Genomic DNA, 23,080 nt, shown 5'->3' on the forward strand with positions numbered 1-23,080 from the left:
GCGGCGCTCGTATGTAACCTCGACAGGCCCTAAAATCGCGCCCTTCGAGGCAGCCGAGAAACCGACGATGACCCAACCCACGTTCATGATCTATGGCGCCTATGGCTATACCGGCGAACTCATCGCCCGCCAGGCTGTAGCGCAGGGTCTGGCCCCCGTACTCGCCGGCCGTCGTGCCGAGGCACTAGCGCCGCTGGCCGAGGAGCTGGGGCTGGATTATCGCGATTTCGGCATGCACGAAGCCGCCGATATCGCCCCGCATCTGGATGGTATCGACGTATTGCTGCATTGCGCCGGGCCCTTTTCGGCGACCGCGCCTCAGGCCATGGCCGCCTGTATTCGCGAAAGCGTGCACTATCTCGATATTACGGGCGAAATCAGTATCTTCGAGCACTCCTTCAGCCGCCATGATCATGCGGCCAAGGCCGGCGTGGTGTTGTGTTGTGGCGTGGGCTTCGATGTGGTGCCCACCGACTGTATTGCCGCCTATCTGGCCGAGGCGATGCCGGATGCCGTAGAACTCGCGCTGGGCTTCGATTCGCGCTCGGGGTTTTCGCCGGGCACGGCCAAGACCTCGGTGGAAGGCCTGGCCGACGGCGGCAAAATTCGCCGCAACGGGCGCATCACCACCGTGCCGCTGGCGGCCAGCGTGCGCGAGATCGATTTCGGCAACGGCCCGAAACAGGCGATGACCATCCCCTGGGGCGATATCTCGACCGCCTGGCATACCACCGGCATCGACGATATCGAGGTTTATATGCCGATGTCGCCCAAGCGCATCAAGCAGGTCCAGCGGCTGAACTGGGTGCGCCCGCTGCTGGGGCTGTCGCCGGTCCAGGCGGTTCTGAAAAAACGGGCCGCGAAAATCGCCGGCCCCGATGAATCGCGCCGCCAGCACGCGACCACCCATGTCTGGGGCGAAGTGGTCAACGCCCGCGGCGAGCACCGGGTTGCACGCGTGCATGTCGCCAACGGCTATGACGTCACCGTGCATGCCAGCCTCGCGATCGTGCAGCAGCTGCTCGCCGGTGCGCCGGCGGGTGGCAGCTACACCCCGTCACGTCTGGCGGGCAAGGAACTGGTCGAGCGTTTGCCGGGCAGCTCGAAAGTCGAGATCAGCTCAGAATAGGTCGCCGAATTCGGGCCGCTGGCGGGCCGTATCGATATCGAAATAAGCCGCCATCAGGCGATACAGCTCGTCGTGGGCCCCGGCGAGTTCGGCGCCGCGCTGAAAAAAGGCTTCGACGGTCACGGCAAAGAATTCCGCCGGATTTTCGGCACCGTAGATATCGATCACCGGCGAGCCGCGCTCGCGCAGCGTCTCGAACGCCGCGCCGAATACATGGCGCCAGCCATCGGCATCGTCGGTTGGCGGTGCGCCTTCGTATGCGGGCGCGGCGAAATCCAGCAGATGGGCGAATTCGTGCAGCACCACATTGTGCGCTGCCCCGGCCAGTGCGGCTTCCACATCGGCCCAGGACAGTACCACGCGACTGGCATGCCAGGCCTCGCCCGAGGCCAGCATGGGCACGTCGTCGACCAGGCCCTGCTCGTCGGGCATGGACTGCGGAATATAAAAGGCATCGGGATAGATCAGCACTTCGCTGGGCAGCGCGAACGTGGCGGGTGTTGCGCCCAGGCATAACAGGCTGGCCTGGCCGGCGATCGCCAGGCGCATGTCGGGGGTGATGTCGAGGCCCTGACAGCCCACAAAACGCACATCGGCCACAAGCCGTGCCGCCAGTCTCGGCAGGCGTTCGCGCTGGCGCGTATCGAGCAGGCCGCGCCACGGCAACAGGGCCCATAAGCGGGCGCGTTCGGCCGCGTTGAGCTTGGCCGGACCACGCACGAGCAGGCGCAGGCGCGGATAAGCGATAATACCCGCTGCCGCGACGAGGCTGGCGCCAATGACCGTGAGCGCGGCGATTGTATTCATGAACTACCGCTGTGTGCGCATTGCACCCGTATTGCGCGCGGTCGCTGCAACAAGGATGGAAAGCCCCCGGTGAGCTGGTCCCAAATCGCGCTAAGCATATTTTCGACCGTGACCTCGTTCATTATCTGGTCGTTTCTGGTCTATATTTTCTATGTGCTGCGCAATCGCAGTCTGGAGCACAAGCTCAAGCAGCTGATTCAGCCCGAACGCAGCGTGCCCGATGAAGACCGTGTGCATATCGTCTGTGCGAACGCCACCGCCGTGCGAGTGACGGTACGCGACGTACGCCTGATTACCGACGACGATGTGCATGTGAGTCTGGCCTATATTGGCGATACCGGCGACGTGGTCCGCCCGCGCAAGCCCAATGACATTATCGCCCGACGGCGCAATCCGGTGACTACGCGCCACGAAAAAGCCGGCCTGATCGAGCGCAACTTCGTGGAGCTGCCGGCCCAGAGCGCGGGCATGTGGGCCTTGACCGCGCGGCAGGTGGAAAACCCGCGCTGGCATTTCGTGGAATGCCTGCTGGTGATCGACTATCCCACCCTGCTCAACACCCGCAAGCTCATGGTCGTCTATGCCAAGCAGGCGATCGTCGACAGCATCAACGACGACTTCAATCGCTATATCGTCAACGCGCGCCGCCGCCACCAGCAGCAAGGCTGAAAACGCTATTCGTTGGCCACGCCGTGGGGGACATGGCCCGCGGCCACGCGTTGCGAGGCGCTGCCGATATGGGTGGCCTGATCGTCGAAGAAGATGTCCGCACCGAAGGCCTCCAGAAATTCGGCCTTGGTCATGCCGCCGAGGAACAACGCCTCGTCGATACGGATATGCCAGGCGCGCAGGGTGCGAATGACACGCTCATGCGCGGGTGCGCTACGTGAGGTCACTAGCGCGGTGCGGATCGGGCAACGGGCCGGGTCGAACTCGGCCTGGATCCCGGTAAGCGCTTCCAGAAACGCCTTGAAGGGCCCGCCGGGCAATGGCTCACCGGCCGCGCTGACTTCGCTGGCCGCAAAGGCTTCCAGGCCCTGCTCCTTGAAAATGCGCTCGGCGACGTCCGAAAACAGCACCGCATCGCCGTCGAAAGCGATCTTGAGTTCGCCTTCTTCGTGGGCCAGCGAATGGCCGGGCACAATGGTCGCCGCCGCGCAGCCGGCCTTGAGTGCGGCGCGTACATCGTCCGGGTCGGCCGAAAGAAACAGATCGGCGCCAAAGGCACTGACATAGCGATACGGCGAACTGCCGCTGGTAAACGCCGCACGCGTGATCGGCAGTTTGTGATGGGCGATGGAATTGAACACGCGCAGGCCGGTATCGGCACTGTTGCGCGATAGCAGAATCACCTCCACGCGCTCGTTGTCGGCTTCGTTGAGCGCGAGCAGCTTGCGCACCAGGCCGAAGGCCACGCCCGGTTCGAGTACGTCTTCTTCATGTTCGATCTGATAGTCGCAATAAGCCTCGCGCCCATCGGTTTCGAATACGCGGTGGCTTTCCTCGAGGTCGAACAGCGCCCGCGAGGAGATGCCGATGACCAATTTGTCGGATCTGGAACTCATACGCCCAGTCTAGCGCCATTGCGCGCGCTGTGAGCGCGCAAACGCTGTTCGCCGAGAGTGCATGCAAGCCTTTGAGACTAAAGTTCAAGCCGGATTTCGCATCTCGAAACAACGGTACGCCGGTTTACAGCCGAATCCGGTGGTAGGCAGCGAAACCTTGGTTTTATCGAAAATAAAAAGGAAATATGAATTTTCGATCAGCCCGCTCGGCTATGGCCGGCATGCTGTTTGCTTACTTGGCGGGTCTGGGCCGCGACCGCATCGGTTCGGCTTGTACTTGGCAATGCCCTGCCTATGTGGGGTAACGTAGCCGCCAAGCCGGATCGTGGTGGGACACGGTCAGGGGGATCCAGCTTTTATCTCAGGGAGAAAAGGGGTGAGCACGAGTACGTTCAAATCGGACAAGGTTCGCGCGTCTGTGCGCGGCGTCATTGGCACGGCGGTCGCGGTACCGTTGTTGTTTTCGGCCGTTCCGGCCATGGCTCAGAGCCAGCAGGAACAGATGCAGCAACTGCGCGATCAGATTCAGCAGATGCAGCAGCGCTTCGACGAGTTGCAGGCGCAGCAGGATCAGCTGAAGCAGGCACAGGATTCGCCGCGCTCGGACAAGCAGCTCGTCTCCAAGTCGGAAGACGGCGAAGGCTTCATGGTTGGCGACACCAACGTGAAGATCAACGGTTACCTCAAGTTCGACGCTATCTACGATTTCGAAGACGACCACGGCACCTCGCTCGGTCCGTCAGACGCGATCGGCACGTACAACGCCAAAGGCACCGACCATCCCGGTGATGCGGACCTTGGCGCCACCGTCAAGCAGACGCGCCTGAAGATTGCCACCACGACGCCCACCGATTTCGGTGACGTCGGCGGCTATATCGAAATGGATTTCTACGGCAGCCCGTACGACGACAGCTTCGACGGCGGCCCGTCTCCGCGTGTACGTCGTGCCTATCTGACCCTCGGCAACTGGCTGATCGGTCGTGACTGGTCCACCTTCTCGGACTTCAACTACGGCACCACGCTCAACTTCTACGGCCCGCAGGCGCAGCTGTTCGAGCGTCAGGCGCAGGTGCGCTACACCATGGACGCCGGTGAAAACACCAGTGTCGATTTCTCACTTGAGAATCCGGGTGGCGGCACGGTCCTGGCCGGTGATGACACTGACCCGGATTTCCGTGGCCTCGAGGATGGCACGGGCACGGAAAATACCCTGCCGGACATGGTGGTTCGTCTTCAGAGCTCGAGCGGTCCGTTCAGCGTGCAAGCGGCCGCCATCGGCCGTTATCTCAAGGCCGACGTGAACGACGTCACCGGCGGCGATGGTTCCGACGAGGATTCCGTGGTTGGTTACGGCCTGAACCTCGGTGGTTCGCTGTCGCTGTCGAGCGGCACCACGTTCATGCTTTCCAGCGTGTACGGCAAGGGCATTGGTAAGTACGTCTATGCACCGGCCGGCGGTGCCGACGCCTACGTGACCAACGACGGCGACCTGGAAGCGCTCGAGCGCTACGGCTTCATCGCCACGCTTTCGCAGGAGCTCACCTCGACGCTCACCACGAATCTGATCTACGGCAAGGCCTACTCCGAGAATCCCGACGATTTCGTCGGCAGCACGGATGACCTGCACGACAGCTCGTCGTCGGCCCATGTGAACCTGCTCTACACGCCGGTCGATCCGCTGACCTTCGGTATCGAGTACAACCGCGTGGACTACGAGACCCAGGGCGGCGTCGACGCCGATGCCCAGAACGTACAGTTCTCCACGATCTACAACTTCTAGAACGTGGCTGTATGACATGGCCCGGCGTACGCGCCGGGCACTTCGAAGCCCCGGTTCGCCGGGGCTTTTTTGTGGGCGCGGTTCGGCATGTCCCGGCGCGCCGAGCCGAGCGACAGGTTAGGATGCGCGCATGAGTCGTCGTTCTGTATCCCGCCCTCGAAACGCACAAAACGCGCCGTCCGCGGCACTGGCCGAGGGCATCGCGCTGCATCGTGCCGGGCGCTTCGACGAAGCCGACGCCTGTTACCGGCGTATCAAGCGGCGCGACTCCGACTATGCCGAAGCGCTGCGTATGCGTGCGCTGCTCGCCCACCAGCGCGGCGACGGCGAGACGGCGGTCAAGCTGCTGCGCCGCGCGGTCGACCAGCAGCCGGCCAATGCTGTCTATCACCATAGCCTGGCTGGCTTGCTGCGTGCGCGCGCCGATCTGGCGGGCGCGATCGCAGCCTACCGGCGGGCCTGGGCGCTGCAGCCCGAGCGCGTCCAGAATGGCCTCGATCTGGCCGATGTCCTCGCCACGGCGGGCCACAGCGAGGCCGCACTGGCGGTTTATGACGAATTGCGCGAAGCCGCCCCATCGCTGCTGGCACCCTATTTACACAGCGCGGGCCTGCTATTCGAACGGGGGGCCCCCGACGACGCCGCCACGTGCCTGCACCAGGCCGAAGCAGCGCTCGGCGCGGATATCGCCACCCGCTGCGACCTTGCCGCGGCGTGGGCAGGCATTGGCGCCTACGAACGGGCGGCTGCGGGCTACGAGGCCGTGCTGGCCGAGGCGCCGGATACTGCCCGTGCCGAGGCGGGGCTGGGCAGCGCCTATCAGAGTCTGGGTCAGTTCGAGGCCTCGACACGGCATTTCGAACGGGCACTCGATCTGGATGACCGTCTGGGCTGGGTCTATGCCGCCTTGATGACCAACCGCCGCTACGAGTTGTCCGACACACGCCGCGCGGCAATGCAGCGCGCGATGGCCGATCCGAAGCTCGACGACATCGCACGTAGCCATATGCATTTTGCGCTCGGCCAGTATTTCGATGCCCAGCAGCTGCCCGAGCAGGCCTTTGGCCATTTCGAGGCCGGCAACCGCCTGCATGCGCGCCGTTACCCGTTTGACCGGCGCGTGTTCGACAAGCGTATCGAGCGTATCTTGGCCTGCTGTACGCAGGATTTCTTCGACGCGCGTGAGAACATGGGCGATGCCAGCGAGCGCCCGCTGCTGATCGTGGGTATGCCGCGCTCGGGCACGAGTCTGGTCGAGCAGATCATTGCCAGCCATCCGCAGGCCTACGGCGCGGGCGAACTCAGCGATATCGCGCGTTTGGCCCGCGAACTGCCGGCGGTGACCGGGTCCGATAAGCGCTATCCGGAATGTCTCGAGCGGCTATCGTCAGCCGATGCCGCGACGCTGGCCGCGCGCTATCTGGGCGGGCTCGAAGCCCGTGCCCCGGATGCCGCGCGGGTGACCGACAAGATGCCGTTCAATATGCTCTGGCTGGGGCTTGTCGCGTTGATTCTGCCCAATGCCCGAGTGATCTATTGTCGCCGCGAGGCCATGGACAATGCCCTGTCCTGTTATTTTCAGCTTTTCAGCCGCGGGCTGCGCTTCGCCTACGATCTGGGCGATGTCGGCCATGTTTATCGCCAGCACGAACGCTTGACGGCGCACTGGCAGACGCATCTGCCGCTGTCCATGCTCACGGTCGATTATGAAGCCCTGGTAAGCGATCCCGAGCGCGAATCGCGGCGGCTGATCGAATTCACCGGCCTCGACTGGGACGCACGCTGCCTGGATTTTCATCGCCATGCCCGCGACGTACGTACCGCCAGTGTCTGGCAGGTACGCCAGCCCGTGTATCAATCCTCGCTGGCGCGCTGGAAGGCCTACGAGCCCTGGCTGGGGCCGCTGCGCGAAAGTCTGGCCAACGGGGCGTAAACGCCGACGTCGTTGCGGTTGTGCCGTTCGCCTAATCAAGCGGCGTTTTGCAACGGTCCGCGAATGCACGCGAATGCACGCGAATGCAGGCCAGGAAACGCGAATGGAAGCCGATGTGTGCGGGTGTCGTCTGGATCGCGCCTGGCGCCAGGGGCTTTCTGTATGATGGATCAGGTACCCATGTCAGCATGGGGCGTGAAGCGCTGATCACCGACGCTTCAAGCGATCTGGCTTCCCCGCATTGGCGTTTGTTCGCGTTCATCGACGGACAAAATGTTTGCCGAAGCGAAGCGGGCGGGCGCTCATCCATGCGCAAGACCGTGCCACGCGACGACCCGGAGACGGCCATGGCCGCTGTGATCGAACTCACCGACAAGGGCCTCTACTGCGCGGCCGGCGATTTTCATATCGACCCGTGGCGTCCGGTCGAGCGTGCCTTGATCACCCACGCCCATGCCGACCATGCCCGTAGCGGGCACGGCCACTACTGGGCCACCACGCAAAGCGCGCCGATCCTCTACAAGCGGCTGGGCAGCGCGATCGCGCTCACCGGTGTCGCGTATGGCCAGGAACTGACATTCGGTACGGCGCGGGTCTCGTTTCATCCGGCCGGGCATGTGCTTGGCTCGGCACAGATCCGGGTCGAGGTCGATGGCGAGGTCTGGGTCGCATCCGGCGACTACAAGCGCGATGCGGATCCGACCTGTGCCGATTTCGAAGTCGTGCCCTGCGACACGTTCATCACCGAGGCCACCTTTGCATTGCCGGTCTATCGCTGGGCGGATACCGCGGACGTGGCGGCCGATATCCATGCCTGGTGGCAGGCCAATGCTGCGGCCGGCAAGACCAGCGTGCTGTTTTCCTATTCCCTGGGCAAGGCGCAGCGGCTACTGGCGGAGTTGGCGCGCCTGACCGATGAAACGGTCTATCTGCACGGCGCGCTGGTACCGCTGACCCAGATCTATCGCGATGCCGGCATCGCCATGCTGCCTACCGAACCGGTCAGCGCCCAGGACCGAAAAGCCGATTTTGCCGGCGCGCTGGTCATGGCGCCGCCCTCGGCAGCCGGTTCGCGCTGGATGCGGCGTTTCAAGCAACACGAAACCGGCTTCGCCTCCGGCTGGATGCGGATTCGCGGCAACCGCCGCCGGCGTGGCTACGATCGCGGCTTCGTGCTCTCCGATCATGTCGACTGGCCGGGCCTGATTCGGACCATCGAACAGACCGGCGCCCGCCGCGTGCTGGCCACACATGGGCGTACCGACGTACTGGTGGCCTATCTGCGTGAGCGGGGCCTCGATGCGGCACCCCTGGTCACCGAATATGCCGACAGCCTCGAAACTGACGAGGGTTGAGTTGCGCGCATGGTCTGCCGATATGTCCTGTGGGTACGTTATGCTGGTCAGATTGTCAGGCAGGATCGAAAAGGCGAGACGCATGTCGCATATCACGGCCGCCGCGAGGCAGCGCGCCGCGCCGCAACCCGGCGTGGCTGCGCTCGCTGGATTCGATAACGCGCTGGCTTGCGCCTCGGGCGGCGTGGGCGCACTACATAATCCAGGCATCGCCGGCCATGTTTGCGCCGCTGCATTGGCGAAGGCCCGGCGCGGTCTTGTCGGCACCTCGCAGGCCGGGCCGGACCGCGGATGAGTGCTTCGGTCGGCGCCGATGTCTCGAGTCCGGTCGGGCAGAACGCCGCGGCCGATCGTGACGAGCGCGAACGCCTGCAGCTCCAGCGCATGGAACGTTCGCTCGTGCGCGCCTGGCTGGCCGCGCCCTCGAGCGTGTCGCAGACCGACTATGAATGCCTGCGCTATGCCCTGGGGATGGCGCGTTTGCATGTGTTTCGTATTCCCGGCACGCGGCGCGATATCGAGGTCGATGCCGCGCGCATCATGCCGCTGCGCGCCTGGCTGCTCGAACATCTCTACGATCGCCTGCGCGGCTCGGCCACGGCCGAACAGAAATTGCTGTATTGCCATGAAGCCGTGCCCGAGGCACGACGACGCTGTATCGAGTTGCGTCGGGAACTGCTGGCCACCCATGCCGACGACTTCGACGCGGCAGCGCTCGATCGCGAGGCGGGCAAGCGCTCGCTGGTCATCGTGGCAGGTGGGGGCGGTGGTGCTGGCTATGTCTATGCCGGCGCGTTCGCCCGCCTCATGGAAGACGGGCTGATTCCCGACTATATGGTCGGTAACTCGATTGGCGCGATTCTGGGGCTGTTTCGGGCCCAGCGTCGGCATGCCGATGTGGGCGACTATCTGGATTTCGCTCGCAAGCTCAAGAACGGCGATATCTTCACTGCCGCCCGCCGGCGCAGTGAATTCTGTCTGCCGGGGCTGTTGCATCTGCACCTGCGTGCCTTGCATCAGCGCATGTCCACCGGCGATCTGCGCCGGCCGCTGCGGCTGGATGAAATGGAGATCCCGCTGGATCTCGTGGTCGCCGGCATCCGTCGCCGACCCTACGAACGTCTGCCATCGGATGTCCGTTCGCCCAACGAGGGCGCCGAGCGCTGGTTGCCGATGTGGATGCGCGTGGCCGCGCGTTTCGCCCGGCTACTCCAGTTTTTCAGTGCCGACGTGGTGGAACCCATCGTGCTCGGGCGCGATACCGACACCCGCCAGGTGCACGCCGTGGACGCCGCCGGGTTTTCCGCGGCCGTGCCCAGCATTCTGCAATACGAACCGGGCCCCGGCGCCGGTGTGACCCGCGAGATCTTCGCCGAGCTCATGGCCACCCGCGAACTGGCTGCGATCGTCGACGGGGGCGTGGCCGACAATGTGCCGGCGCGCGCTGCCTGGCGCGGCGTGGCGGCCGGACGCGCAGCCACCCGCAATGCCTATTATCTGGCCTTCGACTGTTTCTTTCCGCGCGTGGACGCCAAGAATCTGTGGCTGTGGCCGATCACCCAGACCGTACAGATGCAGATGCGGGTCAACCGGGTCTATGCCGATACCATGGTGCGCTTCGATCGCACCCTGTCGCCGTTGAATATCGTACCCAGTCCCGACGCACTCGATCTGTCGGTCGGCTGGGGTTATCAGGAAATGGACGCCCGTATGCCCGAGGTGCGTGAAATGCTGCGCGCGGTGAGCCTGTTCTCCGACGCAGCCCAGGCGCGTGCCTCGTGAGCGAGCGCGATCCGCAGGCACAAGAAGAACACCCGCCGCGGCCATTCGCCGTTGTCACCGGTGATCGTACGCTCAGCGAGCGGCTGTTTCTGCTCTGGGATCTGGCGATCATCGTGCTGGTATCGCTCAATCTCGCGTTGATTCTCTTCGATGCCCTGTTTGCCATCGGCCCGCTGGCCGATGTGTTCGCCTCGGTCGCACCGGGTATGCATGGCTGGTATGAAAGCGCGGTACACGAAAACTTCGTGGCCATCGATCTCGCGTTCGTGGCCATCTTCGTGGCTGATGTGCTGGCCGGCTGGGTGCTGGCCATCGTGCAGCAGCGTTATTACCGCTGGTATTTCTATCCGTTCGCGCGTTGGTATGACGTGCTCGGCTGTATTCCGGTAGCCGGCTTTCGTTTTCTGCGCGTGCTGCGCGTGGTCACGATCCTCATGCGCCTGCAACGCCTGGGCGTAATCGATATCCGCAACTGGGCGGTCTACAAGACCTTCATGGTCTATTACGACATCGTGGTCGAGGAGATTTCCGATCGCGTGGTCATCAAGGTGCTCTCCGGCGCCCAGGAAGAACTGGAAAGCGGCGGTCAGGAGCTGTCGCACCGGGTAGTGCGCGAAGTCATCCAGCCGCGCCAGCAGCGCCTGGTCAATGCCACCAGCACGCATATCGAAAACGCGATCATGGCTGCCTACAAGGCCAATCGCGACGAATTGCAGGCCTATGTGGCCAATGTCGTCAACCGCGGGGTCAACAACAACACCGCACTACGCAATCTCGAGCGTGTGCCCATGCTCGGCAGCTTCGTCACCCATGCGCTGGACGATGCCATTACCGAAACGGTGAACAATATTCTCGACGAGGCCGTCGACGGATTATCATCGGCGGATTTCGACGCGCTGGTTCAGAATGTCACCGACAGCGTGATCACGCGCCTGCTCGCCGACGATATCGGCCAGAATTCCGAGCTGCGCGATGCGGTTATCGAAATCCTGGATCTGGTCAAGGAACAGGTCGCGGTACAGCGCTGGCGCGAGCATTTCGAGTAGGATCGAAGGCCGGTCGTTTGTTCGAGGGTTCATGATGACTTTCATATCGTTTGGCAAAGCCCGTCGCGTTGCGTTCATGTTTGGCCTGCTGCTGCTGGTGGTCGCGGTTTCCGGCTGTGAGTGGAGCGACATGCTCGATGGCGACGACGACAGCGACGAAAACGACAACACCCCGCCGGCCGCCGAAACCAATATTCCGGGCTTGAGTCTGGCGGTCTCCGGGCGCGGCTTCGATGCCACGCGTACGGCTTTGCGCGATGCCATCGCCGATCGCGCCAATCTGAGCGTGCGTACCGAAGTCGATCACCAGGCCAACGCCAATCAGGCCAATCTGAGTATGCGCCCGACCACGGTGTTGTTCATCCGCGATAGCAACCGCGAACGTGCGCTGCTCACCGCCGATGCGCGGGTTGCACTGGATCTGCCCCTGCGTGTGCTCGTTTATCGCGACAGCGACGACGATACCGGCGTGGCTTTCACCAACGCGGCCTATCTGGACGCGCGCTACGATCTCGACGATGTCGAAAACGCGACCCTCGACGGCGTCGACGACGATCTGGAAGCCGTGGTGAGCACCGCCGCCAATGCCGATCTGGATATTCGTGCCAGTGCGGCCGGTATTGCCGAAGGCGAGGGCATCAGGTCCGTGCCCAGCGACGACGATTTCAATACCGTGGTCAATCGCCTGGCCAGTGCGATCGACAGCCGCGACGCGCTCACGCGGGTCGATACGATCGATTTCCAGGACGTCGGTACCGGCATCGGCCCGAGCCGCCTGTTCATCTTCGGCAATCCGCGCGTGGGTACGCCGCTCATGCGTTCGAACCAGACCATTGGCATTGACCTGCCCCAGAAGATGCTGGTCGTGCAGGCCAGCGACGGCGCTGTGCGAATCTATTACAACGATCCGGGCTTTATTGCCGATCGCCACGATATCGACAATCGGGACGACGAAGTCGACACGATCGCCGAATTACTCGCCGATATCGCAGACGAGGCCGCCGCATCATCCGAGCGCGCGAGCCAGGACAGCAACGCCGACTAATAGTCTCAAAATCGCTGTCCCGCACTGGGCGCCCGCGGGTGTGGGGACGTCGTTTGCGCAGAAGAACAGTTCGCCGATTCAGTCCTATTCGCGTGTCTTCGCGTTCATTTGCGGACAATCCGCCTGCTTGAGAAAAGCCGGCCGGGTTCATGCATCTGGGCCTGAACGCTTTGTGATTCGAAAAATCGAGTCTACTAAGAGAACGATTAATGAAGATCGAGAGCGCAGCAAGTGCAGAGCATCAGCAGCTTATCGAGATATGGGAGGCCTCGGTTCGGGCGACGCACGATTTCCTGGCTGAGCGTGACCTCGTTGAACTGAAGCCGCTTATCCTGAATGAGTATTTCAAGGCTGTCAGCCTGAGTGTTGCCAAGCGCGAGGACGGCGAAATCCTGGGGTTCTGCGGTGTGAGCGATGCCAATATCGAGATGCTTTTCGTAGCACCGCAAGCGCGCGGCCAAGGTGTCGGGGCGTTACTTGCCCAGCATGCAATAAGCACTCAAGGCGGCGCGAAAGTAGACGTCAATGAACAAAACGCGCAGGCGCTAGGCTTTTACAAGCATCTGGGCTTTAGGGTGATCGGTCGTTCCCCGCTTGACGGTCAAGGTAAGCCGTATCCGCTTCTTCATATGCAGCTGGCGCGATAAGCATGTGCCCCGATTTTTCATATCAATAAGCTATTTATCCGCAGATTACGCCGATTGATTATTTGGCCGGAATGGGCGATCGGGCTGTATTGACGCCTTGGCTTTGGTGGCAGCAGCCAAATGGAACAGTCCGCAGATCGACGCAGATCACACAGATCCCAGACAAGAAACCGCGGCCGTGTGACGAATATCCCGCGCGCTTACTCATCTGTGTAATCTGCGAAATCTGCGGTTACGGCTTGAAGAACGAAGCCATCGCACGGTCGATTTCCGAAATCCGCAGACATCGTGCTGCGTATGCGGATTGGCTTTAACGGTCGACCTTCGAGAACTGTGTCTTTTTGCCTTATTCGCGTGTCTTCGCGTTCATTTGCGGACAATCCGCTTGCTTGAGATAAGCCAGCTGGGCTCGTAAATAATCAAGTAACTGTTTATCCGCAGATTACGCAGATTACGCCGATTGATTATTTGGCCGGAATGGGCGATCGGGCTGTATTGACGCCTTGGCTTTGGTGGCAGCAGCCAAATGGATCAGTCCGCAGATCGACGCAGATCACACAGATCCAAGACAAGAAACCGCGGCCGTATGGCGCATGTGTTGCCCCCTTACTCATCTGTGTAATCCGCGAAATCTGCGGTTACGCTCGAAGAACGAAGCCATCGTCTTCGCGTTCATTTGCGGACAACCTGCCTGCTTGGGAAAGCCAGCCGGATTTCATCCATCATCAACAAGATTTAACGCAGGGCAGGGGGAAACGCGTTCCTGGGCGCTACCAGCGAACGCGCACGCCGCGTACGTCGATATGTACGAACGGGCCGTGGCGGGAATTGGCCGGATAAACGCTCATGCCGCCGGCAAGCGTGGGATGTTCGGCGACCACGGTTTCCACCAGATCGGCGAGCCAGCGCGCATCGGCGGTATCGATGGTGCCATCGCCGTTTAGATCGTCCATACGCCCGTCGCCGTCGGCGTCCACGAAGATATCGGCCGCGCTGCCGAACAGATGCTGGCTGTAGACGGTGGTATTGCCAATATCGGCGTTATACCAGGGTGTGCGATAGCCGCTCATGACAGTGATCGTATCGAGCTGGAACCCGGCCTCGGCGAGCGCGGCATGGGTGCGCTCGAGCTTTTCCAGCAGGCGCGGGCGGATCAGCAGGTATTTTGGCCAGTGATCCGGTTGTTGGTGGCACAGGAACTGGCCAAGGGTGAAATGCGCGGACAAGGCGACATCCCGATTGGCGTGGGTGACCTGTACCAGTCCGTCGGGCGGCGCGGAACTGGCCCGCCCGCGCAGTCCATGCGGTTCGTAATGGCCGATACGATAGCCGTCGAGCTCGGACTGGCGCGCATTGATCGGCTTTTTAACGAACACGTTCAGTCGTCGCCGGCTCATGTCGTCGCGGTTGTAGAGCGCCAGCGGGTAGAGCCCGGGTTTCGTGGGCGCCTGCCAGCGCCAGCGGTTCGCCGAGACCTGTTCGAGCACGCCCGCGCCCGAGGTCTGCAGAATCATCGTCGCATTGTCGGCCAGATCGCGTACGCCGATCGTGATCCGCTGGCCGGGCATGACGAACGCGGCCTGGATCGAGGAATCCAGGGCTTGGCCGTCGACGCGCAGGGTGAACGTCGCCTGGGGGCGTTCACCCACGTTCAGGCTATCGTCGAGTAGCAGACGCGCCTGGGCGGCGGGCGTGCACAAGGCTGCCAGCAACAGCCAGGCTGCGGCGCGACGGCTCAAATCGAGCCGGCGCCGGCGGCCGGGGCATCGTTGGGTGTCGCGCGCTGAACCTGGCGCATGGCGGCTTCCACGCGCGGGTCGTTGTCGTAGAGGTCGGCTCTGAAATTCACGCCGGCGTCGTCGACGAAGGCAGTCCAGTAAGCCAGATAGACCGGGATGGATTCATCCAGCTGAACGCGTTGGCGCTCGCCCTCGTGCAGGGCCTTGTCGATACGCGCGGCGTCCCAGTCCGGTTGCTCGGCGAGCACGAACTCGGCGAGCTGATCCGGGTATTGCACGCGCACACAACCATGGCTGAAATCACGCTCGGTACGCGTGAACAGCTGCTCGGCCGGACTGTCGTGCAGATAGACCGCATATTCGTTGGGGAACATGAACTTCACCAGGCCCAGCGCATTGCTGCTGCCGCCACGCTGGCGTACGTACAGATCGCCGGCTTCGACCTTGTCGATGTTGGCCGGCGTGTTGGGCAGGACCTCGGCATCCGGGGTGAACTGGGCCACGATCTCGTAGCGCTTTTTATCCAGATAGCCCGAATCCTTGCGGACCTTGGGCACGATTTCATCGGCGGCGATACCCGGCGGTACGTTCCAGTAGGGCCGAAAGACGAGATATTCCATGGCATCGGAAAAAACCGGCGTGGCGCGATCCTTGTAGGACTCGCCCACCACGACACGCATTTCCAGCGCCGGCTGGCCGTCCGAGTAGGCGCGTAGACGGTATTCCGGGATATTGACCATCACATAACGTTCGCCCAGATCGGCGGGCAGCCAGCGCCAGCGCTCCAGGTTGATCTCGATCTGGCGCACGCGCTGTTCGGCGGGCACGTTGAGCGCGGCCAGCGTACCGGGGCCGACCTTGCCATCCACCTTGAGCCCATGGCGGCGCTGGAAATGTTCGACCGCACGCGCAAGCGACGCGTCATAGCGTGGCGAGCGGGTATCGCCCGCGCCCGCTTCGGATTCGTCCATCGTTTCCAACGCAGCGACCCCGTCGTCGATGTTGTCGCCCGTGGCGGCGTCCGGGGTGAGGTCGCCGCTGGCCTGCAGGCGTTTGCGCAGGGTGGGCACACGCGAATCGCGTACGCCGGTTTCCAGCAGCGGCCCATCGGGTACGTCGGGCCAGCCGCCGGCATCGACGATGGCCCGGTAGTCGGCCAGCGCCTTGACCAGGCGCGTATAGCCGTCGTGCGGTGGGCGCAGTTCGGTAAGCGCGGCATCGACATCGCCATCACGGGTCGCGCGTTCGAGCGCGCCCGCGTAGTCGACCGCCGGCAGGTCCTCGTACCAGCGCGGGCGCAGATCGCCTTCCCCGATCCGGCCTTGATGCAGATCGACGGCATAGCGCACGAAGGCCTGACTCAAGCGGATATCGAGTGCCGCCACGGTATCGGCGTCCAGTGCACCCGGTCGGGCATCGGCCCGTTCGATACGCTGTGCCAACGCCTCGTAGCCATAGTCGGCGGTGACCAGGCCCTGGCGATCGGCGCGCGAAAGCGCATCCAGCAGGGTCTTGATCTCGGCACGTGCACGGCCCTGGTCATCGAACCAGGCGGCTTCGTTATTGTGGCTTTTATAGTAGCCGGCCACCGCGCTATCGACGGTATCGTCGGACAGATCGTCAAGCGTGTTCGCGATCGCCCGTGCCTGGGCGATTGCGGGGGTGGCGCGCTCGCGCTGGCGATTTGTATCGTCGCTATTATCGCGGCTTGCGCTGTTCGTCGCTGGCGCGGCAGTCGTTGTGGTCGGTTCCGGGGTGCTGCTGCAGCCGGTGGCGGCGAGCACGAAAAAGCCGGCCAAAAGCCAGCGGTTAAAAGTGATCACGGCATATCGGGTTGTCGTTTTGCTGACCCGATGCTATCGCAGCCACGGCGCGAACACATCCGTCATCGTCGCTAGGCGCGACAGCACGCCGCAGCCGACGGCTGCGAAGTGACTGAAAACCGGCAGTCGGCCCGTGGGCTTGGTGCCGGATCAGGAACGGGCGTTTTCGATTTCGATCATGGGCCGGATGCGGCGCAGGCGCTCCAGCGGATCGTTGGTGGCCAGCAGGTCGTGTTTGGTCGCCGCATCGAAAGGCAGCAGTTCGGTCAGGCGTGCCGACAGCCAGCTCGCCGAGTCGTAGCTGCGGCTGCCGGCCTCGTAGGGCAGGCCGATTTCCTCGATCAGCGCCGCGGCGATCTGCTTGAGCGGCGAGAATTCGATCGGGCAGGCGCTGTCGGCGTCTTCATCGATGAAATCGATCGTGCCCGACCACAGGCCATTCTCGGCCTGGCGCGTGGACAACACCTCGAAGCGTTGCCGGCCCTTGACCGTGATACCGAGCGCGCCGTCGTCGAGGCGGTCGAAATCCACGATGTCCACCAGGGTGCCGACCGCACGCGGACTGCTGAATTCGTGTTTGTTCTCGGCCGGGCGCGCCGCACAGATGCCAAAGCCGGTCGCGGACTCCATGCAGCGCGCGACCATATCCAGATAGCGCGGCTCGAAGATCCGCAGCGGCATGATACCGCCGGGGAACACGACCGTGCTCAGAGGAAACAGCGCGTAATCGGAGTGATCCATGGGCACGGGGCCAAAACGTTCAAAAATGAAGCAGCGCATGCCGCAGGGTTCATCTTACCCGCTCGTGGCCCGTGGCGCCGAAAACGCCGACACATGGACAGTCGGCAGGGCCCCGGCTATCGTTGCGCGGCATGTACGAACAACTCGACAAACGCGATCCGGCCATCCGCGCCGAGATCGCGGCCCGCTTCAATGCCCGGATTCCCTATAACCAGGCGATCGGATTGCGGGTGGCCGATGTCGAAACCAAGCGCGTAGTGACCGCACTCGATTATCGCGAATGTTTTCTTGGCGATCCGGGCGCGGGCCTGTGGCATACCGCGGTAGGTATGGCCGCAGCCGACAGCACCTGCGGACTGGCCGTGTTTCTGGCCCTGCCGGGGCTGGAAACCATCGCCACGCTCGATCTGCGCATGGATTATCTGCGCCCGGCGGTAGCCGGCCAGGGGTTATGGATCGAAGCCGAGTGTTATCACGTGACCCGCTGTGTGGGTTTCGTGCGTGCGACCCTGCATCAGGGCGATCGCGAGCGCGCGGTTTCGTTGTGTACGGCGGCGTTCATGCGCACCGGCAAGCAGATTCAGCCATGAGTGACGTCAGCGATTCGAACCCGACACGGAATAGCGATGATCTCGTGGCCGCGATTCCCTATGCGGCTTATCTGGATATCCGTATCGAGCACGCCGAAGACGGCCAGGCACGCGTCTATCGCATGCCTTATCGCGACGAGCTGATCGGCAGTCAGCGCCTGCCGGCACTGCATGGCGGTACGGTGGCCAGCTTGCTGGAACTGGCCATGCAGTTCGAGGTGTTGATCGCCGAGTCGCAGACGCGGATTCCCTATCCCGTGGATTTCTCGATCGACTACTGGCGCTCGGCAGCGGCGGTGGACTGTTACTGCCAGTGTCGGTTGATTCGCTCGGGCCGGCGGATTGCCCAGGTACAGGCCGAGTGCTGGCAGGATGATCGCGAGCGGCCGATCGCCTTTGCGCGTGCCGATTTTCTGTTGCGTGCCGTCGATGGCGACAGCGAATGAGCCAGCCGGCGTGGCCTGGCCTGCGTTTGAATTAGACTAAGGCGCTATACAGCCATCGCGGCAGGCCTGCCGTATTGAATTACAAAGATGAATCGCTGCCGGTCGGCGGTTCGTGAAGGAGCGTGTGCACGATGTCAGGGGATGGACAACGTCTGGTTCAGGATCTGCTTGATCAACTCGATCTGGAACCGCTGGAGCAGCGGCTGTTTCGCGGTAGTTCGCGCGATATCGGCGGCAAGAGCGTGTTCGGCGGTCAGGTGGCCGGTCAGGCCATGGTCGCGGCCACGCGCACGGTGGACGCGTCGCAGCAGGCCCATTCCATGCACGGCTATTTCCTGCGCCCGGGCGACATGCAGGCGGCGATCGTCTATGAGGTCGATAACATCCGCGATGGCAAAAGCTTTGCCACGCGCCGCGTTCAGGCGATCCAGCACGGCCGGCCGATCTTTTCCATGCTGGCTTCGTTTCATATCGAAGAGTCCGGCTATACCCATCAGATGACCATGCCGGACGTGGTCGGCCCGGAAGAACTGGCCAGCCACGACGAGCTGCGCCGGGCCTGGGTGGATTCGCTCGACCGGGTGCCGGAATCGCTGCGCGAGGCCGTCGGGCGCGAGGTCGCTATCGACATGCGCGCGGTCAAGCCCTGGAACATGCTCGATCCGGACAAGCGCGAGCCCATTCAGCATGTCTGGTTCAAGGCCAAGGCGCCGCTGCCCGACGATCAGTCCGTACATCGTGCGGTTCTGACTTATGCCAGCGATTTCAATCTGTTGGCGACATCGCTGTTTCCGCACGGGGTGTCGTTTTTCACCCCGGGCATGCAGATGGCCAGCATCGACCATGCGATCTGGTTTCATCGGGCGCTTCGGGTCGACGAATGGCTGCTTTATGCCATGGATAGTCCCGGCGCCCAGGATTCCCGCGGGCTGTCGCGCGGGTTGATTTTCAATCGCGACGGTCATCTGGTGGCCTCGGTGGCCCAGGAAGGGCTGATTCGCCAGCGCAAGCCGCGCGAGTAACGGCCTCGCGCGGTTATGAAAATGTCATCGCGGTGAACGACCATGGCAGGGCAGGAATGCGCCTGCGATCCGAAAGAGGCGTGGCATGCGGCGTCACTGGCCTGGGCTCGTTTTTATCGTATCGCTGTCCATGCTGGCGGTGTTGCCGCTGATGGCCAGCGCGCGTGCCGACGCCGCTAGCGGTCCGGACCACAGGAATCCGCCCATGAGCGCAAACGCCAAGATCGTGATCGCCCATCGCGGCGCTTCCGGCTATCTGCCCGAACATACGCTGCCCGCCTATGCCATGGCCTATGCGCTGGGCGCGGACTATATCGAGCCCGATCTGGTAATGACCGCCGATCAGCACCTGATCTGTCTGCACGATATCCATCTGGAATCCACCACCGATGTCGAGCAACAGTTCCCGCAGCGTGCGCGGGCCGATGGCCGCTGGTATGCGGCGGATTTCACCCTCGCCGAAATTCAGCAGCTCAACGTCACCGAACGCACCAAAACGGACGGTACACGTGTGTTCCCCGGGCGTTTCAAGGCCGATGCCCAGGGCTTCAAGGTGCCCACTTTCGTGTCGCTGGTCGAGCTCGTGCAGTCGCTTAATCGCGAAACAGGGCGCGATGTGGGGATCTATCCGGAAACCAAGGCGCCGGTGTTTCACGACGACGAAAACCTGCCCATCGAGCGGGTCCTGCTCGCACGCCTGGCCGAATACGGCTACGCCGGGCGCCATGCGAAGGTATTCATTCAGAGTTTCGGTTTCGACAACCTGCGCGAGATGCGCGAAACCCTGGGTAGCGATCTGCCCATGATCCAGTTGATCAGCCATGCGCCGGCCTACGACGCGCTGGTCACCCCGGCCGGGCTCGACGCCATCGCCCAGTACGCCGACGGTATCGGCCCGGATAAAAAGCGTATCGCCGACACCGACGGCGCGCTGGTCGAACACGCCCACGCCCGCGGACTGCAGGTGCACCCCTATACATTCCGTGCCGACCAGTTGCCGCCCGGTACGCCGCGTCTGGAAGACGAACTGCGCCAGTATTATTTCGACTACGGTGTCGACGGGCTGTTCACCGACTTTACCGATATCGCGGTCGAAATCGTCCATCCCGATTATCGCGCCCGGCTGCACCCGCGGTAGCGTTCACTGAGGCCGGGCTTCGCCCGCCGACCGGGAGTGTCGTGCCAATTCGTGGCACACTCGCCGCGCCTTGTCGCTGTATTGACCATTCATGCCCATGAGTTCTGCCACCCGCCTTGGCCTGGCCGGCGGTGTTTGTACGCTGCTCGGTATCGGTTTGGCGCGTTTTGCCTACACGCCGCTGATCCCGGCGCTGGTCGAAGCGCACTGGTTTTCGTCGCATGCCGCCGCCTACCTGGGCGCGATCAATCTGCTGGGCTATCTCATCGGCGCGGCCACGGCCCATCGGGCGACGTTGATCGTGGGCGTGCGTGCCGTGCTGGCGACCTGTCTTGTGCTCACCGTGGCCAGTCTCTATGCCTGCGCGCTGGACTGGGGCGCAATCTGGTACGGCTTCTGGCGTCTGACCTGTGGCATCACCGGCGCGATGCTGGTGGTGGTCGGCGTCCCGGCGGCGTTGTCGCGCGTTGCAGTCGGTACGCGCGCCTATACCAGCGCGCTGGTATTCACGGGCATCGGGCTGGGTATCATGGCCAGCGGTACGGTCGTGCCGTGGCTGGCCGATGTCGGCGTGGCGCCGACCTGGCTGGCGCTGGGGGGCGTCGCCACCGTACTCGCCGGCTGGGCCTGGTTTGCGGTGTTCGTCAATCTGGCGCCGTTGCCGCGCAGTACGTCCCACGGCCATGCCGATACGCCGCTGCCGGCGGCGCTGGCCTTGTTTCTGGTGATCGCGGCCTATGGCCTGGATGCGGCCGGGTTCGTGCCGCATACGTTGTTCTGGGTGGATTACATTGCCCGCGAGCTGGGCGAAGGGCTGAAAACCGGCAGCGGTTATTGGGTGGTCTTTGGCCTGGGGGCGATGTGCGGGCCGGTGGTCGCCGGGTTCATGGCGTCGCGGCTGCGTTTTCGCCCCGCCCTGGCGCTGGCGCTGACGGTCAAGACGATCGCCGTGCTGTTGCCAGTGCTCTCCACGCATGCGATAGCCTTGGGTTTGTCGTCGTTCTTCGTCGGCATGTTGATTCCCGGCGCGGTCACACTCACCTCGGGGGCGATCGCTGCCCTTGTGCCGCCCCACCGTCAGCAACAACTCTGGGGCTGGGCCACGTTGAGTTTTGCTCTGGCCCAGGCTGCGGGCGCCTACGGGATGTCCTGGGGTTATGAAGTGTTGGGTAGTTATCGGCCCTTGTTCGCGATTGCCGCGGCCGCACTCGCCCTGGCCAGTCTCAGCGCCACGGCCGCCGCGTTGCGCCATCCGCGATGAGCGTCGAACGCGATATGCCGGGCGGGCTCTGGCGGCTGCCGCTGGCCGGCGCGGTGGCGCTGTTGCTGGGCGTGGGTTTTGGTCGCTATGTATTCACGCCCTTGATCACGCCGCTTGTCGAGGCCGGCTGGTTCAGTGCGCAGCAGACCGCCCGCCTGGGTGCGATCAACCTGCTGGGCTATCTCATCGGCGCGGCCGGGGCGAATCGTTACGCACACTGGCTTGGCCCGCGGCGGGCGATCGCCAGCTGCCTGATCGCGCTGGTCGCAAGCCTGGCCGCCTGTGCCTGGCCCTGGGGCATGATCGGTTACGGCTTCTGGCGTCTGCTTGCCGGTATGGCCGCGGCCACGCTCACGATCGTGGTTACGCCGGCGATCATGGCGCGTATGCCCGAAGCGCGCCGCCCGGGCGCCTCGGCCACGATCTTCACCGGTATTGGCGTCGGCACCATGGGCGTGAGTCTGATCGTGCCGTGGCTGGCCAGCTTCGGCGTGGGCGCGACCTGGCTGGCGACTGCTGCCATCGGCGCCGTGCTCGCCGGGGTGAGCTGGTTGGGCGTGTGGCGCTATCTGCCGGGCGAAGCACCGGCCGATACGCCACGGCAGTCGACATCACGCACGCCTGCCACGCCCTGGGCCATCATCGCCCTGGTGATCGTGGCCTATGGTCTGAGTTCGGCCGGCTATGTGCCGCATTCGTTGTACTGGGTGGACTATATTGCGCGTGAACTCGGTCGCGGCCTGGAAACCGGCAATCGCTACTGGCTGGTGCTGGGCGTCGGCGGGGTGATCGGCCCGGCGCTGGCCGGGGCGGCCGCGCGGCGGCTGGGCTTCGACACGGCGCTGGTGCTCGCCTTCGTGCTGATGACGCTGGCCACGGCTTTGCCGCTGGCGTTCGTCGGCGTCGCCGGGCTGGGTATCTCGTCGCTTGTCGTGGGCGCGATGGTGCCGGCCATCATCACGCTCACCGCCGGCACCGTGCATGCGCTTGCGCCGGTGCCGCGCCAGCGCCAGATCTGGGGCTGGGCTACGCTATCCTTTGCCGCGACCCAGGCGGTCGGCGGTTTTGCCATGGCCCGGCTATATGCCGCGGCCGGCACCTATACCGTGCCGATCGCTGCCGGGGCGGCAATTCTGCTCGTGGCGACCGGCTGTTCGCTGGCCGGCGCGATCGGGGCGCACAGGCGCCGGTCTGATCGGGGACAAAAACGATGACCGAATTCGAGATGACC

At 63.5% G+C, this 23,080-nt stretch carries 20 protein-coding genes; 15 read left to right on the forward strand and 5 right to left on the reverse strand.

The genetic code is table 11. From position 1 onward, the window contains the following. Positions 1-67: 67 nt before the first annotated feature. The gene (locus S4A8_RS07195) at positions 68-1,129 is read left to right on the forward strand and encodes a saccharopine dehydrogenase family protein (RefSeq protein WP_353219625.1); all 1,062 of its coding nucleotides are present in this window, start codon (positions 68-70) and stop codon (positions 1,127-1,129) included. On the opposite strand, the gene S4A8_RS07200 is transcribed toward S4A8_RS07195, so the two are convergent. After that, entirely contained in the window at positions 1,121-1,936 is an 816-nt protein-coding gene (locus tag S4A8_RS07200; protein ID WP_353219626.1) for a M90 family metallopeptidase, read from the reverse strand. The genes S4A8_RS07195 and S4A8_RS07200 overlap by 9 nt on opposite strands. 69 nt (positions 1,937-2,005) lie before the next feature. Here S4A8_RS07200 and S4A8_RS07205 point away from each other — a divergent pair, with 69 nt between their 5' ends. Then, positions 2,006-2,605, forward strand: coding sequence for a hypothetical protein (locus tag S4A8_RS07205; RefSeq protein ID WP_353219627.1), 600 nt, complete (start codon positions 2,006-2,008; stop codon positions 2,603-2,605). A 5-nt stretch (positions 2,606-2,610) separates the two neighbouring features. Here the strand turns inward: S4A8_RS07205 and S4A8_RS07210 are convergent, their stop codons facing one another. Then, positions 2,611-3,501 (reverse strand): 5'-nucleotidase, encoded by an 891-nt coding sequence (locus S4A8_RS07210; RefSeq protein WP_353219628.1) that lies wholly within the window; start codon positions 3,499-3,501, stop codon positions 2,611-2,613. Between the two features lie 376 nt (positions 3,502-3,877). Here S4A8_RS07210 and S4A8_RS07215 point away from each other — a divergent pair, with 376 nt between their 5' ends. From S4A8_RS07215 to S4A8_RS07245, 7 genes are all read left to right on the forward strand, one after another. Further along, positions 3,878-5,281: a DcaP family trimeric outer membrane transporter gene (locus tag S4A8_RS07215; RefSeq protein WP_353219629.1), complete on the forward strand. Its 1,404-nt coding sequence runs from the start codon at positions 3,878-3,880 to the stop codon at positions 5,279-5,281. A gap of 130 nt (positions 5,282-5,411) precedes the next feature. After that, a complete protein-coding gene (locus S4A8_RS07220; protein ID WP_353219630.1) occupies positions 5,412-7,214 on the forward strand; it encodes a tetratricopeptide repeat-containing sulfotransferase family protein in 1,803 nt (600 codons plus the stop codon). 347 nt (positions 7,215-7,561) lie between these two features. Continuing rightward, complete coding sequence (locus tag S4A8_RS07225) at positions 7,562-8,569, forward strand: ligase-associated DNA damage response exonuclease (RefSeq protein WP_353219631.1); 1,008 nt, start codon at positions 7,562-7,564, stop codon at positions 8,567-8,569. Between the two features lie 291 nt (positions 8,570-8,860). Next, positions 8,861-10,351 (forward strand): patatin-like phospholipase family protein, encoded by a 1,491-nt coding sequence (locus S4A8_RS07230; RefSeq protein ID WP_353219632.1) that lies wholly within the window; start codon positions 8,861-8,863, stop codon positions 10,349-10,351. Then, a complete protein-coding gene (locus S4A8_RS07235) occupies positions 10,348-11,397 on the forward strand; it encodes an ion transporter (RefSeq protein ID WP_353219633.1) in 1,050 nt (349 codons plus the stop codon). Before S4A8_RS07230 ends, S4A8_RS07235 begins: the two co-directional genes overlap by 4 nt. A 31-nt stretch (positions 11,398-11,428) precedes the next feature. Beyond that, positions 11,429-12,442: a DUF302 domain-containing protein gene (locus tag S4A8_RS07240; protein WP_353219634.1), complete on the forward strand. Its 1,014-nt coding sequence runs from the start codon at positions 11,429-11,431 to the stop codon at positions 12,440-12,442. Positions 12,443-12,651: 209 nt separating this feature from the next. Further along, a complete protein-coding gene (locus tag S4A8_RS07245) occupies positions 12,652-13,089 on the forward strand; it encodes an acetyltransferase (RefSeq protein ID WP_353219635.1) in 438 nt (145 codons plus the stop codon). A 770-nt stretch (positions 13,090-13,859) separates the two neighbouring features. On the opposite strand, the gene S4A8_RS07250 is transcribed toward S4A8_RS07245, so the two are convergent. The 3 genes from S4A8_RS07250 to S4A8_RS07260 form a co-directional block, all read right to left on the reverse strand. Beyond that, on the reverse strand, positions 13,860-14,828 hold the full coding sequence (locus S4A8_RS07250) for a D-Ala-D-Ala carboxypeptidase family metallohydrolase (RefSeq protein WP_353219636.1): 969 nt from the start codon (positions 14,826-14,828) through the stop codon (positions 13,860-13,862). Further along, complete coding sequence (locus S4A8_RS07255) at positions 14,825-16,651, reverse strand: L,D-transpeptidase family protein (protein ID WP_353219637.1); 1,827 nt, start codon at positions 16,649-16,651, stop codon at positions 14,825-14,827. The genes S4A8_RS07250 and S4A8_RS07255 overlap by 4 nt, the downstream gene beginning before the upstream one ends. 150 nt (positions 16,652-16,801) lie before the next feature. After that, the gene (locus tag S4A8_RS07260; protein ID WP_353219638.1) at positions 16,802-17,392 is read right to left on the reverse strand and encodes an LON peptidase substrate-binding domain-containing protein; all 591 of its coding nucleotides are present in this window, start codon (positions 17,390-17,392) and stop codon (positions 16,802-16,804) included. Positions 17,393-17,523: 131 nt separating this feature from the next. Here S4A8_RS07260 and S4A8_RS07265 point away from each other — a divergent pair, with 131 nt between their 5' ends. The 6 genes from S4A8_RS07265 to S4A8_RS07290 all read left to right on the forward strand — a co-directional run bounded on the left by S4A8_RS07265 (position 17,524) and on the right by S4A8_RS07290 (position 23,063). Further along, positions 17,524-17,982, forward strand: a complete 459-nt coding sequence (locus tag S4A8_RS07265) for a PaaI family thioesterase (RefSeq protein ID WP_353219639.1) — start codon at positions 17,524-17,526, stop codon at positions 17,980-17,982. Next, positions 17,979-18,428 (forward strand): PaaI family thioesterase, encoded by a 450-nt coding sequence (locus S4A8_RS07270; protein ID WP_353219640.1) that lies wholly within the window; start codon positions 17,979-17,981, stop codon positions 18,426-18,428. Before S4A8_RS07265 ends, S4A8_RS07270 begins: the two co-directional genes overlap by 4 nt. 131 nt (positions 18,429-18,559) lie before the next feature. Continuing rightward, positions 18,560-19,450 carry an acyl-CoA thioesterase II gene (gene tesB, locus S4A8_RS07275; protein ID WP_353219641.1) on the forward strand — a complete coding sequence of 297 codons (891 nt, stop codon included), beginning with the start codon at positions 18,560-18,562 and terminating at the stop codon, positions 19,448-19,450. 151 nt (positions 19,451-19,601) lie between these two features. Beyond that, positions 19,602-20,588, forward strand: a complete 987-nt coding sequence (gene glpQ / locus S4A8_RS07280; RefSeq protein ID WP_353219837.1) for a glycerophosphodiester phosphodiesterase — start codon at positions 19,602-19,604, stop codon at positions 20,586-20,588. A gap of 97 nt (positions 20,589-20,685) precedes the next feature. After that, positions 20,686-21,849: a YbfB/YjiJ family MFS transporter gene (locus S4A8_RS07285; protein ID WP_353219642.1), complete on the forward strand. Its 1,164-nt coding sequence runs from the start codon at positions 20,686-20,688 to the stop codon at positions 21,847-21,849. Next, the gene (locus S4A8_RS07290; protein WP_353219643.1) at positions 21,846-23,063 is read left to right on the forward strand and encodes a YbfB/YjiJ family MFS transporter; all 1,218 of its coding nucleotides are present in this window, start codon (positions 21,846-21,848) and stop codon (positions 23,061-23,063) included. The genes S4A8_RS07285 and S4A8_RS07290 overlap by 4 nt, the downstream gene beginning before the upstream one ends. The last annotated feature ends 17 nt before the right edge of the window (positions 23,064-23,080 follow it).

The sequence above is a fragment of the Salinisphaera sp. S4-8 genome (genome assembly GCF_040361235.1).
In the GTDB taxonomy this organism is placed as follows: domain Bacteria; phylum Pseudomonadota; class Gammaproteobacteria; order Nevskiales; family Salinisphaeraceae; genus Salinisphaera.

What these genes read in the sequence shown, in the direction of transcription:
- S4A8_RS07195 (WP_353219625.1), top strand. Translation starts at nt 68, where the DNA reads ATGACCCAACCCACGTTCATGATCTATGGCGCCTATGGCTATACCGGC.
- S4A8_RS07200 (WP_353219626.1), bottom strand. Translation starts at nt 1,936, where the DNA reads ATGAATACAATCGCCGCGCTCACGGTCATTGGCGCCAGCCTCGTCGCG.
- S4A8_RS07210 (WP_353219628.1), bottom strand. Translation starts at nt 3,501, where the DNA reads ATGAGTTCCAGATCCGACAAATTGGTCATCGGCATCTCCTCGCGGGCG.
- S4A8_RS07220 (WP_353219630.1), top strand. Translation starts at nt 5,412, where the DNA reads ATGAGTCGTCGTTCTGTATCCCGCCCTCGAAACGCACAAAACGCGCCG.
- S4A8_RS07225 (WP_353219631.1), top strand. Translation starts at nt 7,562, where the DNA reads ATGGCCGCTGTGATCGAACTCACCGACAAGGGCCTCTACTGCGCGGCC.
- S4A8_RS07230 (WP_353219632.1), top strand. Translation starts at nt 8,861, where the DNA reads ATGAGTGCTTCGGTCGGCGCCGATGTCTCGAGTCCGGTCGGGCAGAAC.
- S4A8_RS07240 (WP_353219634.1), top strand. Translation starts at nt 11,429, where the DNA reads ATGATGACTTTCATATCGTTTGGCAAAGCCCGTCGCGTTGCGTTCATG.
- S4A8_RS07245 (WP_353219635.1), top strand. Translation starts at nt 12,652, where the DNA reads ATGAAGATCGAGAGCGCAGCAAGTGCAGAGCATCAGCAGCTTATCGAG.
- S4A8_RS07260 (WP_353219638.1), bottom strand. Translation starts at nt 17,392, where the DNA reads ATGGATCACTCCGATTACGCGCTGTTTCCTCTGAGCACGGTCGTGTTC.
- S4A8_RS07265 (WP_353219639.1), top strand. Translation starts at nt 17,524, where the DNA reads ATGTACGAACAACTCGACAAACGCGATCCGGCCATCCGCGCCGAGATC.
- S4A8_RS07270 (WP_353219640.1), top strand. Translation starts at nt 17,979, where the DNA reads ATGAGTGACGTCAGCGATTCGAACCCGACACGGAATAGCGATGATCTC.
- tesB (WP_353219641.1), top strand. Translation starts at nt 18,560, where the DNA reads ATGTCAGGGGATGGACAACGTCTGGTTCAGGATCTGCTTGATCAACTC.
- glpQ (WP_353219837.1), top strand. Translation starts at nt 19,602, where the DNA reads ATGGCCAGCGCGCGTGCCGACGCCGCTAGCGGTCCGGACCACAGGAAT.
- S4A8_RS07285 (WP_353219642.1), top strand. Translation starts at nt 20,686, where the DNA reads ATGAGTTCTGCCACCCGCCTTGGCCTGGCCGGCGGTGTTTGTACGCTG.
- S4A8_RS07290 (WP_353219643.1), top strand. Translation starts at nt 21,846, where the DNA reads ATGAGCGTCGAACGCGATATGCCGGGCGGGCTCTGGCGGCTGCCGCTG.